Source organism: Bradyrhizobium sp. BLXBL-01, from assembly GCF_051853025.1.
Lineage (GTDB): Bacteria > Pseudomonadota > Alphaproteobacteria > Rhizobiales > Xanthobacteraceae > Bradyrhizobium.
Map to the genome: position 1 here is coordinate 7021317 of NZ_CP182471.1, position 15761 is coordinate 7037077.

Below are 15761 nucleotides of genomic sequence, written 5' to 3' on the forward strand. Positions count from 1 at the left end.
TTCCCGATCAGCTGCGCGACGACATGAGATAGGTCTGGCTCGGAATTGGACGTGTAAATGGTTGGAGGGCGCCGCCAGCAAGTTGTCCCACCCGTGCACTAAAGGCTGCGCCTGCCCCCAGGGTGATCCAGATCATCGGGATTCGAAAGGTATCCGTGGTCAGCCCGGTTACGATAACATCGGCACAGTTCATGATAATCGGGTATGCAACCACCGGCACATTCCGACCCAAATTCGCGTAGATCAACCCAGCCCTGCGCACCGAAACGATAAGCGCGATCCAGATTGAGATCCATCCGAAAAGGCCGATCAAGCCGAGTTCAGCGGCAAGCCTGGCGTAAAGCGAGTACGTGTTAGGCCAGGGTGCGTCGGTAAATCGAAGGGACGCCTTGACCTCCGAACTTGAGAACCCCCAGTCCGGCATATATGAGATAGCCTTGAAGGCGAACTGACCCAACCCAACCCCCAATATCGGGTACTCAGAAAACATTCTAATCGATGTAACTTGATAGGCCAAACGCGACAGATCGGAAACAGAAGTCCCCACAACGGCCTCGCGAATGACCTCGTCGAAGCTCGCCGCGGAAAATATGATCACTGCAACCACTACAAATAGCAGTAGTGCCCCAATGAAGGTCGCCGACTTCGGTACGCGTCCATCCGGGGGCAGGAACAGAAATTTCAGCAGACCGAAAGCGACAACGTTGGTTGCCAAGAGCAACCATCCCGTCCGGGCCTGAGAACCAACAATCACGGCCGTGAAAGCCAAGAGCAAGAAAATATGGAGGGCCTTCCTAATGCCCCGAGTTATGAATATGGCAGCGAAGAGCCAAGGCCATGCAAGTCCGGCAAAGTTCCCGAACGATGGAGGCTCGAACGAAACGGTACGAAGGCGTTTATCCCATCCCTCGATAAGCCTCAAATTCAAGGTGCCGTCCCACGATTGAACAGTATGATCCGAGCCCGCGTGCAGCAAGGAGTTCACAGTCTGATAGAGTGGAAGACTCATCCCAGCTCGATCGAGAGCCTCGAGCAAGCCGAAGCCGACGCACAGTGCCGCGCTGATACAAACGGGCAGTATCAGGCGCGCATACCATCGCCCCAAAACCACTGCACGAGTCAACAATGCGAGCGCTAAGCCGTAGATTACCACGGTCGCGGAGGTGACCAATTTCGCAAGCCCATCGCGACCATGAAACCTCGCCGCGCTGATTTCAGTCGCATTCCAGAGGGCCGAAATCGCTATAACGATTACGATGGCGGCACCGGTTCGCCAGACAAGGGTCCCGCCTGGCCGCTCGACAAGCTCACCAGCTACGCTAGCGCCGGCAGCGTTGATCCCATATAGCCCCATGGCCAACGCAAAGAAATAGAAAGAACTCTCGTTGCCGAGTTCTCCGAAGGATTTAAGTCCTGCGATCGCGTCGAAGGGAATCGCGATCACGGCCAACGCGAATATCGAGTCAGTCAGTTTAACGCGCATGGCCATGTCCGTCATCTTCAGCCCGGTCGCTAGGGACAATCACAGGGTAGTTGCTTAGGACGACCGCCTTTCCGGCTATGTAGGCAACGGCGGTTCGAGCAGAGTCGGACCTTAGCCAGGCAACGATCTGACTTGTTTTCCCTTCCTCGAACAAAAGGAGCTGCACCTGAGGGTCCACGGCTTCCAGTCGGCGAACGAACCTCATATTCGTTAATCGCCGAACTAATCCGTCATCCGGCTCAACCTTGAAAATACCCTGCGCCGTCTGAAGTCCAAAATGAGACTCGGGATTGGCAGGCTCGTCCCTTGAGTCCTTCCATTCGTACCATACGGTTGCCTGAACGCCACTGGCGACGTTCGCAAGATAGGCGCGAGCCAAATATGCTCGCTGGGTTGCACGGCCAACGGCCGAAGAGGGATATCCCCATTCAGTGCACAGCATGGGCACGTCACGCCATCGACCGGACAGGCGCTCAAGTAGTGCGCGACTGGCCAGGTTCTCAGCTTCCACGCTCTCCGGATCCGGCCGTCGCCCGCCGCTTATGCGATAACTATGCATACTCAAGCCATCGAGACACCCTGCTGCCTCGGTCTTCGCCAGAGCCCCATAGAGTGCGGGCGCCCGGATCGGCAGGCTGGCAGTTGCCGGCGCAAGCACCATTGCCTTCGGAGCAACCATCTTGATTGCGCTGCAAGTCATCGCGGCGAGTTGCGCGTAGGCATCTGGCTTTGGTTTGGGCGGCCAGAATATGGGCAAGTCCGGCTCATTCCAGACCTCCCAGGTAACTGACTCGTCAGCGTACCGCTTCGCGGCTGCGGCAGCGAAGCGACTGAAGGCCGCCATCGCAGCCTCACTCTCTGGTGGTGCCGCAACTTTCCGCTCTCGCACGCCCGGATCTGCTGGCAGTTCTAGCCAGCGGCTATAAAGATGGTTTCCAGTCGCCAGAATCACAATGGAGGAAAGACCCGAATGTCTGACCTTCTCGAAAAACGCGTCTGTCGTTGCCCAGTCGAATTCTCCTGGATTTTTCTCGATTGCTTCCCACGACATACCCCATCGTACAAAGCTGAAGCCAATGTTTCGGATACGTTCCAGGTCAGCAGTGTCAATCTGCCATGCCTGCACGTGAACACCCAACCCCGAGGGGAGGCCGTTGGCCATCACACCCCGATTCGGCGCCGCTAACTCAAAGAGCATCAGGAAAAGCTGCAGCAGCCATCTGCTCCTGCGCAACCACCTCTCGCGCGTGGGCTGAAGCGGCTCTTGTAAGGAGTTTCGACCACTATCGGACGCTCGGCTAACCACGAATGCTGACAACCTCAAACGATCGATATCCAACGACTGTCTGTGCGGATCAAGCCACTGTCGACCAACTCGCGACTTGAGGTGTAACGGACACTTTCCGTGCCTAGGAGCGATAAATTGGGATTTGCTGCAAGGAGTTCACCGTACCGGCGGTATTCTATTGAGCCGCCGTAGTGTTCTCCGTGTGCGACGGCGTCCTCGATGCGTTTGCCGAAATCCTGGAAATATTTGAAATGCAGCAGAGCGCCCGTGACCGGCGACAGTCTAACCGCATTGAGCCGATGGCTATTGACGAACGCGTTTCCGCTTCGCCATTTGACCAGCGGAACCTTATATGCCTGCGTTGCGACGACCTGAGCTCGTTTTTGACGGAAAAATCCAGCCTTGTGCGCGATCGCTAAGGCTCGCCTTGCCAATTTTGGCTTCAGACGAGGCCAGATCGCAGGCGTATTCTGATCTTCAAAACAAAGCCGCAGACGCGGCCCACCAATGTGCTCGAAGGGCGGGAAAGCAGACGGGAGGCCGTATCGCCGCACGACAACATAGCTGCTGTCATGGTAAGGACATGTCGCTCTAAAATCTTCGCCTTGCCGATAGTTGACCTCTCGGATAGGAAGCGAGCTGTACATGTCGAGCAGAAGAGCGTACACCGCCTCATAACCGAGCTGTTCCAGCCACTTGCAAAATTTCGGCAGTTCTACATTTTCACAACCGGGAAAGACAAACAATTCGTCGGCGTCAGCGAGAAGAATCCAGTGTGATGTGCCATAAGCATCCAGCAGCGAGTTCAGCCAATTGACACCGGCGCGACTCTTTCCGTACGATCCTTCCGTGAAAAACACGTGACAATCTGATTGATCGAGCAAAAACTGCCCCGACCCATCGTTGGATTCATTGTCGATTACAAAGAAACGGGATACGCCGAGTTGGCGGTAATAGTTTAGAAAGTAGGGCAGGCGTAACATTTCATCGCGCAGCACCGCGAAGAGGCGGATTTCACTTCTATCTTCGGGGATGTCTCTTCGATCTTGCCGAACGAGTTCAGGATGGAGCTTATTCATTTGATCCCGTTAAAATCGGTAAACTGTAGGCGTGAGGACCCGCTAGGCAAATCATCTGCTGGTCAATTACGATTTTACAAGCACTACCCGACCGTCGAGCGCGCGCTCAGGGTGACGAGAATACCCGAACTTCCCTCTGATCACGAAACATGTGATATCAATTGAGCTTCCAGTATTCGTGGCGTTGCCTATCCCGCCTCGCCGGTAGTTGTCCATAGGTCGACCTAGGTGCATTCGTTTAATCATTAATGCTGGCGCACTGGACCAGACTGACCATTCGGTAAGTGCGCGTGAATGAATGTCGAAACGTACTGATCCTTAGCGCCAGTATCTCTCGTCCTGTTCAATCCCAGGTATACTCACCCTCACTCCGTCGCGCGCCAATCTCTTGGCGAAGATTTCGCGCGACGCAACATCCAATTTCTTCAGGTTCTCCAACAAACGCTCGCGCTCAACCCAACCTGCGCCGGTCAAACTGATCGCGGCTTCCTCAATGAAGCCGCTATTGATGAGAGCTGCAAATTCAGCGACGACTTCGTCTTGACGAGATTTGCTTAGCAGCGAGAAGACCGCAAGCGCCAATTGATTGCGTCGGAGCACCACCCAGCCTTCGTTCGGTCCTAAGGCATAGGACCGTTCCAGATAGCCGATATTTTCAAAGTCGAATCCGCTGCGCCTCGTCACAACCGAATAGAGCATCAGCCAAAGAAATGAGTCAGTTGGGATGACCTGGAGCGCCGACCGCAATTCGCCCTCGCTCGCTTCCATTGCGCGATCGCCCTCGTCGGAGTTCTTACGATGCATCGCTTCTTCTGCGGTTCGCAGCGTTACCACTGCCAGTGCAAATCGAAATTCAGGTTGCACTACACCCCGCGGGGAATTCGCATTCAAGCGGATCAGCATGTCTGCCAAAACACCAGGCCTGAACAGGCCATCGGCCATGATCCGTAGCGACGCCTCGCGGATAGGTGCCGTCAACCAGAAGGAGGGAACGGCAGCCATCGGCCATAGCGTGCCAAATAGCGCCACAAACAGCAGCATCACACGCACAAATGCCTTCGGCATTGCGCGAGCTAGTCCACGTATCCATACCTTGCGTAATATTTCTCGTAGTATTGGCGACCATAATAGGCTTCGTAGCGTGCAATTAGCCTTGTCTCAGCCTTGTTCAGGACGGCTCCCAACAGCTTGCCTTGGATTTCCGGCGCCCCGCGCAGATTGTGGCGCGCCACGTCCGTGTTTGTCTTTCCCCACTCTACCACAAATAAGTAAGAATCGACGAAGGGCGCGGTGACGCGCGCGTCGACCACAGGCGCCATTGGCGGCATGTCCAGCACAACGTACTCGAATTTCGAGCGCAACAACGTCACAAGATTGTGCATCGCTTTAGACGCAAGGATCTCGTTCGTGTGTAGGAGTTTCGAGGACGTAGTCGCCGGCAGTATCGAGAGCTTGGTCTCTGGATCGAGTACTAACGTATCCTCCAGCCGCGCACTCTGCGCGACAACCTCGACCAAGCCGACGCGCGCGTCCGGCACCAGCGCGCGCGACAGTGAGGGGTTGCGCAGGTCAGCATCGATCAGAATCACCCGGGCGCCACTGTGTGCCATGAGCTGAGCGAGGTTGGCGCAAAGCGTGCTCTTTCCCTCGTTCGGAAGAGTAGAAGTGACCGCCAGCACACGATTCTCTCGCACCATTGAATTGAGATCCATGGCCACCTTCAGGGTTCGCACGGCCTCGGAGTAGCGGGACAGAGGATTTTCGACGACATAGCGCAAGAGATCCGGATTGGGGTTGCCGGACTTGTCGGTAAACCTGTCCGAAAGCGAGCCAGGAAGCAGCGGCAGCGGCCGTGCGGCGGAGCTGCCCACCGCGGGGAGGATCGCGAGGCAGCTAGTGCCCAGGATTTCTTCGACTTGCTGGGTCGTACGGAAGACGCGATCGGTGAGCTCGCGAGCCATGGCGACACCAAAGCTCAGCATGAGGCCACTGAAGAGCCCTACCGCCAAAACGATCAGAGACTTCGGAGAGCTCTTCTTCAGCGGCATCGTCGCCGCGCTGATAACACGCGCTTCAGTGATCGGAAAGGACTGCTGCTGCACGCTTTCCATATAGCGCTGCAGAAAATTGTCGTACATCGCTTGGTAGGATTGGGCGGTGCTCTCGAGCTCGCGTAACTGGATCTGCGCCTGGTTGGTGAGCTGCGATTCAGAGACAGCCGCATTCAGGCTCGTCTTGATGCTCTCCTCGCGGGTGGCTGCGATATCATAGTCGCTCTTGTACGATTCCTGGATGCGCTTGAGCTCCTCGGTGATGTTCTTTCTGATCTCGTCCATCTGCCGCCGAAGGTTTACAGCGGCTAGATGGTCGTGGCCATACTTCGACGCCCAAATGGCCTCTTTGGAGGCCATGTCGACATATTGAGCGCGCAACTTTACGATGGTCTCGTTCTTCAGCGCATCGGCAACAGAGGCATCCGGGATCTCCTGCTTGAGGATGCTGTTCATGCGGTCAAGCCGCGCCTTAGTTTCTGCGGTCGCCGCATGCGCCAGCACGAGTTGACTGTTCACCTCGGCGAGCTGCTGCTCGTTCATCAGTCGTCCGCCGGTATTGACGATGTGGTTCGCAATCTTGAAATCGACCACCGCCTTCTGCGCACCGGTCGCCTGGGCGCGCAGCTCCTTTATGCGATCTTGCAGCCAGACACTGGCGCGGCGGGTCGCTTGGTACTTCGCCTCGAGCTGGTCCACGATATAGGCGTCCGCGATCGCATTGGCGATCTTCGCCGCTTTCGCGGGATCGCGCGAGGTGAAGCCAATCTCCATCACGTAGGTGGTGCCAAGACGCTTGATGACTCGATTCCTAGCGAACTCCTCCAGCGCCTTTCGGGTCAATTCGAATTCGGAAGCTGGGCTGCTCGAGGAAACCAGCCTAGCAACGGCCCCAAGCAGGGCGCCACCAGTACCGGTGAATTCGGGATCGTCGATCATGTGAAGGTCGCGGATGACCGCAAGGCTGATGTTTTCGGATTTCAGGATTTCGACTTGCGTCTCCACGGTTGAGGAATCGATCGCAACGTCCCCGAGCATGGACTGTTGCTGAAAAAGCTGCACCTTCCGCGTGTCAATCACCATTGACGCGGTCGAGGTGTATTGTGGAACGGCGGTAAAGAGATATAGCAGCGCAACGATGATGCAGGCCGACAGGATTGCGATCATCGTCGGGAACTGCCGGCGGATAATGCTGAGGTACGAGGCGAGCGATTCGGACTGTGAGCCTTGCATCTCAACGAATTCGCGATTGATCTCCGCGGCCGGCTTGTTCACCTGTAACATCTATAGATTCCTGAAAATGGATCGCTGTGTGTTCTTGGGATCAATGCTGGCCAAAAGCCTAATGGCAACCGGAGCAAACCCGATGCCAAAACCCGCGCTGTCCTGAAAACTAACACAAACCCGCCTGCAATTGAACGCAGTGAATGCAGTGCACAGCGCGCCTTGCGCGACTTTTTGCAGAAAGCTTAACGGCGCAAACGCAAAGCGGCGCCTGGTGGCGCCGCTGCCGCGAGGTCTCATGGTCCCCGGCCGGAGGGCCGATTTCGGTCAGCGCGCGCTGACGCTGTTGCCGGCGCTGCCGACGCCGGCGTTGCCGCCGTTGGGCGCGTTGTTGCTCGTGGTGTTGTTGCCAAACCTGACGGCCCCCCCGCCACCGCCTCCGTTGGCAAGGCCGCTATTACCCGTCGGCCCGCCGGCGCCGGTGCCGCCGCCGCCCGCGCCGCCGGTCGCGGCGATCGCGACATCGCCGGTCGCGGCCTGGTAGGCGGCAATCGCGTCGGGATTGCCGGTGCCGGCGATCGCGGTCTGGATCTCATTGCCATAGGCTTGGTCCTGCTGCGCGGCCATGCGGGCGACCTGGGCGAGGCCCGCGACGATCGCGCGCATCTGGTCCTTGGTGGTGGCGGGATCCTTCAACAAGGCGATCAGGCCCGGCAGCGTGGTCGGATCGGAGGCGCCGAGGTCGCGCACGCGCGAGATCAACTGCGGACCGCCGGTCGGATATTGCTGCAACAGGCTGTTGGGAGCGGCCTTGAACTCGGAAATGACCGTGGCCGGCAGCTGGCGCTGCGGCGGATAAATGGCAGCGCTGGCGGCCGAATTGATCGTCGCCGCGAGGGCCGCAGCAGCGGCCATGCGAAGCGCGATTCTGATAACGCTCATAAATCAACCTCCAAAAAAATCAGCTAGCCCGATTGCTTGCTCGGCCCGGGCAAATGGCTGTGCAGTGCAGGAACCTAACCGAAGAGAAAAGGACTGTCCATTTATTCTAAAGACTTCGTAAACCGCGCAACTGCTTCAAATCTAGACACTTTTGTGAAGCTTGGGCTGCGCCCGCGCAAGGCGGCCCTCCCGGTTTGAGAAGGACTGCGACAGGCCCGCGCCGAAAAGCGCAACGAACGGAATGCTGTAGCCGGGCACCTGCAGCGTGAAGTCGAGGCACGAATGCAGCAGCGAGAGCGTTGCGGTCGCCGCCGCCGCCAGCGGGATGATGACGTCGCGCCGGCGTCCGAACACGCCCCGCGCCAGCACCACTAACATGATGGCCCAGCCGAGCGCCACCAGCAGCGCCATCGGCATGCCTACCTCGGAGGCAAGCTCCAGCGGCGTCGAATGCGCGGCATCCCAGACACCGCGAATCGAGATGTTGGAGCTGCGGTAGGGCGGGAAGGCCCATTGGAAGGTGCCCATGCCGGTGCCGAACCAGGGATTGTCGGCGATGATCCGAAGCGTCGATTTCCAGGCCTCGATGCGGCCCTCGTCAACCAGGCCCTGGCTGTCGAAGCGGCTGGAGACGCGTCCGCCGAGCAGTTGCAACAGGCCGAGCGCGACGGCTAGGCCCGAGCCGAGCGAGATCCAGATGCCGGTGCGCGGCGGGAGGTCTTTGCGCAGGAACAGCGTGAACGCGACGATCATCGCGAGCAGCGACAGGGCCACGCCGGCGCGCGAGGTCGTCATGAACATCGCCATCAGGCAGATCAAGAGGCATGCGAGCTGCGGCAGGATCTCTTTTGGCCGGATCGCGCGCAGGTCGAGCGACAGACGCCGCCATTCGATGTGCCGCTCCGGCAAGCGGCGGCGGACGTCCTCCAGGATCAAAAGCATCCAGATCACCGCAACCGAGCCGAAATAGGCCGCCGCCGTGTTGCGGTTGATGAAGGTGCCGGTGACGCTGCCGAGATAGGCCGTCTTGTCCCGCCACAGGATCATGGTGGGCTCGATCAGGAACGAGGCTACGCCATAGAGCGCGTAGGCCGCGCCGGAGATCGCGATCACCCACAGCAGGCGGCGCGCGCGCATCCGATCGGCGCCGACGGTGATGCCGAGCACGATGGCGAGGATGTTGGCAAGCGGCGCGCCGAGCGCGAAGAAGGCCTCGTTCTTGACGATGGACGCGGACGGGGCGATCGGCACGCCGAGCAGATCCGAGGCCTGCTGCCAAATTGGCTGGAACGGCGCGATCCAGGGATGGTCGGAGAGCTGCTCGTGCAGCACGAAGGCATAGGCGGCCACGATCACGCCGATGCCGGCGAGCAGCCAGAGATGTGGTCGGCGCAGATCACGCGTCGGCGCGAAGATCACCGCGATGCCGAGGCACAGGCACCAGAACGCGATCGACAGATCATTGGTCGAGCCGAACGGAAACGGCGCGGCGGCGGCCACAAAGAACAGGATGAAGGCCGCGGGCAAGCTCCATGACCAGCGAATCTTGGGAAGCCAAAGGCGCATCATTATGTCTTGCGAGCTTGCTGCTGGGCCTAGAGGAAGCAATCGATCGGATAGATCTTCAGATCCACGTTGAGGCGGCTGTTCCGGGTCTGCGCCCGGAACGCATAGAATAGTCCAAAGCTATCACTCCCCCGATCGAGTTTTATTCCGGGGGTTAATTCGTCGGGCGGGACCAGAACGCCGATGTGCCGGTTGATGGCGGAAATCTCGATCCGCCCCTCCCCTTGCGCAAAATGCCCGCCGAGCTGGGTCACGGTGACCTTCGGCAGGCCGCGGCGCTGATGGCAGACGTCCTCCTCCCAGAGCTTGGTCTGCTGCACCAGCGGCTTGCCAGCGCCATCGGGCACGACGATGTCGGGGAAGGACGGGCGCAGCATGCCGAAGAACTTGCTCTCCTTGGAGTTCGCCGAGAGGCGGACGGTGAAGGACAGCTCGCCCCTGGCGCCCTTGAGGCGCGACAGGACGGGAGCGTCAGGCTCGGCGGAAACCATCACGTCGATGCGATGGCGGACGCCCATCTCGGCGGCGGCGCCGAGCACCGGCCCGACCGGTGCGAGGGCGAAGGCGAGCGGGACGAGAGCCAGAAGATGGCAAAATCTTCGAAAGCGCATGAAGCCCCTTGCAGCAGCGCGGAGACCAGTGGCGGGCGCGTCCTACTCAGTGACGCCTTCATCCGAACCTGCCCGCCGGCCCGGCGACACTACCGATTGGATCGCTAAACGAAAATGGCACCGGGACAAAGCCCGGTGCCATCGTCTTTGGTCGGTCAAGTCGGCGTCTTACGGCGCCAGCTTGATGTTGTTGCGGAAGATCAGCGCGTCGTTGCCAAGATTGATGGCATCGCTGCCGGTCGCCATGATCACCCGCATGTACTGCAGGAACTTGGCAACTTCGACGTTGCGCGAGTTCGAGACGTAGATGATGTCGCCGTTCTTCATCATGACCTTGGTGGCCAGGAAGAAGCCGCCCGGATCGCGGAAGTTCACGTTGAAGATGACCGGGATCGTCTCCGAGGTGTACTTGCTCACGTCGATGCCGAGCTGGGCAGCAACCTCGCGCGGCTCGCGGCGATAGAGATACACGGCAGCCGGATCGGCCTGGCCGTCCAGGAGACCGCCGGCCTTGCCGACGGCTTCGCCGAGGTTGATGCGCCAGGCGTCGAAGTTGAACTCGCCGCTCTGGCCGCTGGCGCCGAACGCCATGAACTTCTGCTGCTCGCGATAGACGTAGATGCTGTCGTCGGGGCGCACATAGACGTTGTTCTCGGGCGCCATCACGAGATTCTCGAACGGCACGGTGGCCCGCCGTCCGCCACGCTCCAGCATGACCCAGGTCTCGAAGCCCTGGCCCTTGATGCCGCCGGCGCGGGTGATCGCATCGAGTACGCGATCCTTCGCACCCGCCGCGCTCGCCGGATAACGCGCCGGCGAATTGACCTCGCCGAGCACGCTGATCAGCTGGGTGCGCTGCGAGGACATCGCCACGACCGCCTGCGGCTCGATGGCGCGGTTGCCGATCCTCTCGACGATGGCGCGCTGGATTTGGACCGCCGTCAGGCCCGCGGCCTTGATCTGCCCGGCATAGGGCACGGTGATGAAGCCGTCATTGTCGACCGACTGATCCGGGATGGTCACATAATTACCCGGACGGACGCCGGCTTCGGCCGGAATGAACAGACCGCCTGCCGCGGCTTCGAAGATGGTGACGCTGACGACGTCGCCGATGCCGAACACGATGCTGGCGGGCGGACGACGATCGGTGAACACTCCGGCGAGCCCCTTGGGCTCATGGGTGTGCAGGATCTTCACGGTGGCCGGATTGAGCGGCACCAGCTCGTAGGCCGGCGCGTTTTCGGTCTGGATCTTGTTGTTGACGTCGTCGGTGAGCGGCCCCGAGCCGGGATTGGTCGAGCAGGCCCCGAGCGCCAAAGCGGCGGCCAGCAACACAGGCTTCAACGCATAGGTCTTGACAATAGATGACATGAATCGCGCCCGAGGGTCCCCAATTGATGTAAATTGGTACGGCCTAGGGGGTGGTGCGACAAGTGTTCCCGGTGGTTAACGGACCAATCCGTCGGCCAGTGTTGCGTGCGGGCCACTCTTTGAGGCTTAGTTTAAGCCTTTGTGACCATTTGTTGTATTTCGTGTGCTCGGTTCGAGAGCAGATCGCCCCAGTCGTGGGGGCGGTGTGTCGAGCGCAAGGCTTCTTGACCGCTCCGCCCTCTGCTAACTCTGGGGTGTTGAAGATAGGAACTCCCCGTGTCTGGCCTCCTTCTGATCCCGCTGTTGGCGGGCTCCCTCCTTGGCGCCGCCGATCGCATATCCGGCCCCACTGTCGCCTGCTCTGCCAGCGCCGTGGGGTGGTGTCGCGGCGCGGCGGTGGTTGAGGTCGCCGGGTCTGCGTCCACTTCCGTTTGGAAATTTACCCGGACCCAGGGGACCAAGGACGGCGAGAGCTTCGCCGCGATCATGAAGACCGCGGACACGACCCAATCGGACCCGGACTTCGCCGGCCTGATCGTCCGCTGCGCGCCGAAGGGCAAGGTCGATGTGCTGGTGGCCTTGATCCGGCCCTTCCCGCCCCGCAGCCGCCCCAAGGTGACCATCGCCGCGAGCGGCGGCGGCACCTTGAGCTTCGAGGGCAGCATGGCGGCCGCGGGCGCCGCCGTGCTGTTGCCGGACGAGGTCTCGGCCTTTGCCGCGGGCAAGTGGCAGACCACGGCCTCACTGTCCGTGGTGGTCAGGGAAAGCGACAGCGAGATCAAGGGACTGGTGGCGCTGAATGGCTTGCGCGAAGCCTACAATTCGCTGCTGGCAAATTGCGGCCAATAGGCCAAATTTAGCCATACAACTTAAGGGTCTTTTTAAGGTGGGGAACCTAGGGTCCGAAGCACGGGGAGTGTTTCGGATGACCGCCTTTTTGATTTTCAGCTTTCTGGTAGGTGCCGTGCTGGGCCAGCGCTTTCGCGTGTTCGTGCTCCTGCCGGTCACATTTGCACTGGTGCTCACCATGCTGCCGGTCAGCATGATGACCAGCCTTGGCTTCCTCGAAGGCATGAAGGCTGCGGCGTTCGCCGCCATCGCCCTCCAGGGCGGTTACCTCTTCGGTTCGGGGGCGCGCTTTGCCCTTGCCGCCGCACGCGCCACCCGCGTCTTCGGTCGAGCGGTGAAGGCCACCCGCTGATCACGGCGCAGGCCTCTGTTTGAAAACGCACCGCCCGCTTGTATGGTGACCTGACCGTTTCAGGATTCCTTGTCGAGCGCGCCGTTTGTCCCTCGCTTATTTTGCCCTCATCGTCTCCGTCGTTTCCGCTTCCGCTCTCGACATCGCCGGCGCCACGTTCGGGGCGCAGCTCGGGACGCTGGCCGCTGCGCTCGGCTTGCTGGCGGCCGCCCTCAGCGCGCGAAAGGCCGACTACGAGCATTATGTCCGTGCCACCTCCTGGGGCCGCTGGATCCTTATCGCCATTGCGCTGTGCATCGCGGCCCAGCTTGCTCCGCTTCCGCTGCGCTTTGCTCATCCGATCTGGACCAGCGCCCACGAGGTGATCGGTGGCCTCTCGCTCGGACCGATCACGGCCGATATCGGCTTGACGGTGAATGCGCTGCTGCTGGCGCTTGCCGCAATCTCGTTGCTCGGCGTCGCGATCCTGGTTGTCCGCAACCGCATCCGTGCCGAGCTCGTTCTGTTCGTGCTGAGCGGGGTCACCGCGATCTCCGCCTTGATGTTGGACCTACATCGGCTCTCGCCGGCGCTTGCTGCGACCGTCCCCCATGACCACCTCACGGCGAGCCTGGCCGGGCTCGGCCTCATGCTCAATCTGGCGGTGATGCAACTCGCCGCCGAACGGGCGGAGACGCATCATTCGGTGGTTCGCTCGGTCGCGATCGGACTTTGCGGTCTCGTCGGAGCCTTGGTCAGTGCCGCTGCGATCTTCGGGTTATCAGGGACGAACAGCGCGATCGCAGCGGCCTTTGGCGTCGTGCTGATCCTGCTGATTCTCGTCATCCGCAGACTGGATCTGTCGCCATTGGCCGCGAGCGCGTTGTCGATAGCAGCTCTGGCCGGCGCGGCGATCGTGCTGACCTTCCTGTTCGAGAAGAGCTCCGGACCGATCCTCCTGCGGCTCGTCCCGGAGATGGGGGCCGAGACGAAGGCTGCGCTCGAGCGGATGTTGGCCGACACACGCTGGTTCGGTGCCGGCGCCGGGACTTTTGTTGCGGTGGGCAGGATTTATCAGAGCGATGCCAGCGCCGTCCTGACCACGCCCTCGGCGGCCATTTCCGTGTTCGCAGGGATGGGGTGGGTCGGCTTGATCGCCATGATCGCGGTGAGCCTATTGGCTTTGGTTCGCCTGTTCTTCGGCGCCCTGCAGCGCGGACGCGACTCGTTCTTTCCCGCTTCGGCCGCGGCCTGCGTCCTCTTCGCACTGGTTCAGAGCTTTGCAGGTCCCGGATTGCTGCACCCGGCAGCAATCCTCTGTCTTTCGGTGATCGTGGGCCTCGGACTGTCGCAGAGCGTCAGCCAATCCGGATCACGATAGCGCGCGGTTGATTAGACCGCGCGGTCGCCGAGCGAGGCCCAGTAGGTCGGGTTCTTGGGCGACTGGATGCGGACCCAGCGATAGGGCTTCTTCGACCAGGGCATGATGTGGCCGGAGAGATTGTCCAGCACGAGATCGCCGGAGAAGGTGCGCACCACGACCACGAGATGATGCTCGCCCCAGGTGGTGACGACCTCGCTCAGCAGGACCGAGCGCGCCGGAAAGCCCTTGGCGATCAAATCGTGGCGTTTTGTCACGGCATAGTCGTTGCAGTCGCCGCTTGCCGGATGCAGCAGCCATTTTTCGCCGCGCAGGCCTTCCAGGTTGGGCTCGGGACGGATCGCGGCATTGACCCGCTGGTTGACCTCTTGCATCTGCGCCACGCGCTCGGCGGTGAGCTTCAGGCGGCCGCCGCGGAACACGATCTGCTGCGGCCGCGGCTTGCACTCGTCCTTGTACTTCAGGCAAAACAGCGTGAACGCCATCGGCGCCAGCGTCGGCTGGTCGAACTTGATGTACTGGATGGCACCGCGCAGCCCCAGGGGCGCGCCGACAAAGGCGGCTTCCGCGCTCCGCTGCATCCCCGCAGTGACGACGATGGCGGCGACGGCCGCCAGGAACTTTGCAACTTTGCGCATGTCGCGCTCCCCGTTCTTGTTGGGGAGACGCTACGCGAGACCTCTTGAAATACGGCTCAAAGGCCGCGCGGTGCTTTAATCAAAATGCGGGCGCCTCGGTCAGGGACAATTAAGAATACCGATGCGTGACTTGTTCTGCTAAGAGCGGTCACGACGTTCCGCTCGTGACGCTGGATGCGATTCGACCGACCTGATGGGCCTTTCCTCACGCTTTCGCAAGAAGACCAAGCCGCGGCTTCCCGACGGCGTTCGCGTCTATGCGATCGGCGACGTGCATGGCCGCGCCGACTTGCTTCAATCGCTGTTAACCGTGATCGACGCCGACTTGGCCCGCTCGGCCCCCCAACGCGCCATTCAGGTCTTTCTCGGCGACTTTGTCGACCGCGGCCCGGACTCGCGCGGCGTTCTTGATCTCTTGATCGAACGCTCGAAGTCGCACGAGACCGTGTGTCTGAAGGGCAATCACGAGGTCTTCCTGCTCGAGGTGCTCAAGGACCCCGCCCGCCTGCAGGAGTGGCGCCACTATGGCGGCCTCCTGACCCTGGTCTCCTACGGCGTCACGCCGACCATGAATCCGTCCGCGGAACAGCAGGTCGAGCTGATCGAAGGACTGAGGCGCGCGATCCCGCCCGAGCACCTCGCCTTCCTGCAGCAATTGCCCTCGTCCTTTACCTGCGGCGACTTCTTCTTCGTCCATGCCGGCGTCAAGCCTGGCGTCGCGCTCGATCGCCAGAAGGATGAGGACCTGCTCTGGATCCGCGAGGAATTCCTGGCGTCCGAGGAGCGGTTCGGCAAATACATCGTTCACGGTCACACGCCGGTCAGCGCGCCCGATATCCGACCGAACCGCATCAACATCGACACCGGCGCGTATGCGACCGGCAACTTGACGCTGTTGACGATCCAAGGCGATAGTCTTCTCGCAATTTGAAAGCTTGGGCCGCAAC

At 60.6% G+C, this 15761-nt stretch carries 14 protein-coding genes; 4 read left to right on the plus strand and 10 right to left on the minus strand.

The genetic code is table 11. The annotated features are described in order from the left end of the window. Window positions 1–7: 7 nt before the first annotated feature. From ACNJYA_RS32510 to ACNJYA_RS32550, 9 genes are all read right to left on the minus strand, one after another. Window positions 8–1483 (minus strand): O-antigen ligase family protein, encoded by a 1476-nt coding sequence (locus ACNJYA_RS32510; protein WP_439401371.1) that lies wholly within the window; start codon window positions 1481–1483, stop codon window positions 8–10. Beyond that, window positions 1473–2717 (minus strand): cellulase family glycosylhydrolase, encoded by a 1245-nt coding sequence (locus tag ACNJYA_RS32515; protein WP_439401372.1) that lies wholly within the window; start codon window positions 2715–2717, stop codon window positions 1473–1475. Before ACNJYA_RS32515 ends, ACNJYA_RS32510 begins: the two co-directional genes overlap by 11 nt. Window positions 2718–2803: 86 nt before the next feature. Beyond that, window positions 2804–3850 carry a glycosyltransferase family 2 protein gene (locus ACNJYA_RS32520; protein ID WP_439401373.1) on the minus strand — a complete coding sequence of 349 codons (1047 nt, stop codon included), beginning with the start codon at window positions 3848–3850 and terminating at the stop codon, window positions 2804–2806. 318 nt (window positions 3851–4168) lie between these two features. After that, window positions 4169–4915 (minus strand): hypothetical protein, encoded by a 747-nt coding sequence (locus ACNJYA_RS32525; protein ID WP_439401374.1) that lies wholly within the window; start codon window positions 4913–4915, stop codon window positions 4169–4171. An 8-nt stretch (window positions 4916–4923) separates the two neighbouring features. Next, complete coding sequence (locus tag ACNJYA_RS32530; protein ID WP_439401375.1) at window positions 4924–7185, minus strand: polysaccharide biosynthesis tyrosine autokinase; 2262 nt, start codon at window positions 7183–7185, stop codon at window positions 4924–4926. Window positions 7186–7452: 267 nt separating this feature from the next. Then, window positions 7453–8067: a hypothetical protein gene (locus tag ACNJYA_RS32535; protein ID WP_439364453.1), complete on the minus strand. Its 615-nt coding sequence runs from the start codon at window positions 8065–8067 to the stop codon at window positions 7453–7455. 141 nt (window positions 8068–8208) lie between these two features. Beyond that, window positions 8209–9633 (minus strand): O-antigen ligase family protein, encoded by a 1425-nt coding sequence (locus ACNJYA_RS32540; protein ID WP_439401376.1) that lies wholly within the window; start codon window positions 9631–9633, stop codon window positions 8209–8211. A 29-nt stretch (window positions 9634–9662) separates the two neighbouring features. Continuing rightward, a complete protein-coding gene (locus ACNJYA_RS32545) occupies window positions 9663–10244 on the minus strand; it encodes a hypothetical protein (protein ID WP_439401377.1) in 582 nt (193 codons plus the stop codon). A gap of 168 nt (window positions 10245–10412) precedes the next feature. After that, complete coding sequence (locus tag ACNJYA_RS32550; RefSeq protein ID WP_439401378.1) at window positions 10413–11615, minus strand: polysaccharide biosynthesis/export family protein; 1203 nt, start codon at window positions 11613–11615, stop codon at window positions 10413–10415. Between the two features lie 276 nt (window positions 11616–11891). Here ACNJYA_RS32550 and ACNJYA_RS32555 point away from each other — a divergent pair, with 276 nt between their 5' ends. The 3 genes from ACNJYA_RS32555 to ACNJYA_RS32565 all read left to right on the plus strand — a co-directional run bounded on the left by ACNJYA_RS32555 (window position 11892) and on the right by ACNJYA_RS32565 (window position 14176). Continuing rightward, complete coding sequence (locus ACNJYA_RS32555; protein ID WP_439401379.1) at window positions 11892–12464, plus strand: hypothetical protein; 573 nt, start codon at window positions 11892–11894, stop codon at window positions 12462–12464. Between the two features lie 76 nt (window positions 12465–12540). Continuing rightward, complete coding sequence (locus tag ACNJYA_RS32560) at window positions 12541–12816, plus strand: hypothetical protein (RefSeq protein WP_439401380.1); 276 nt, start codon at window positions 12541–12543, stop codon at window positions 12814–12816. An 85-nt stretch (window positions 12817–12901) separates the two neighbouring features. After that, the gene (locus ACNJYA_RS32565; RefSeq protein ID WP_439401381.1) at window positions 12902–14176 is read left to right on the plus strand and encodes a hypothetical protein; all 1275 of its coding nucleotides are present in this window, start codon (window positions 12902–12904) and stop codon (window positions 14174–14176) included. Between the two features lie 11 nt (window positions 14177–14187). On the opposite strand, the gene ACNJYA_RS32570 is transcribed toward ACNJYA_RS32565, so the two are convergent. Further along, window positions 14188–14814, minus strand: a complete 627-nt coding sequence (locus tag ACNJYA_RS32570) for a transglutaminase-like cysteine peptidase (protein WP_439401382.1) — start codon at window positions 14812–14814, stop codon at window positions 14188–14190. Between the two features lie 193 nt (window positions 14815–15007). On the opposite strand from ACNJYA_RS32570, the gene ACNJYA_RS32575 reads away from it, so the two are divergent. Then, window positions 15008–15745, plus strand: coding sequence for a metallophosphoesterase family protein (locus ACNJYA_RS32575; protein WP_172785745.1), 738 nt, complete (start codon window positions 15008–15010; stop codon window positions 15743–15745). Window positions 15746–15761 lie beyond the last annotated feature (16 nt).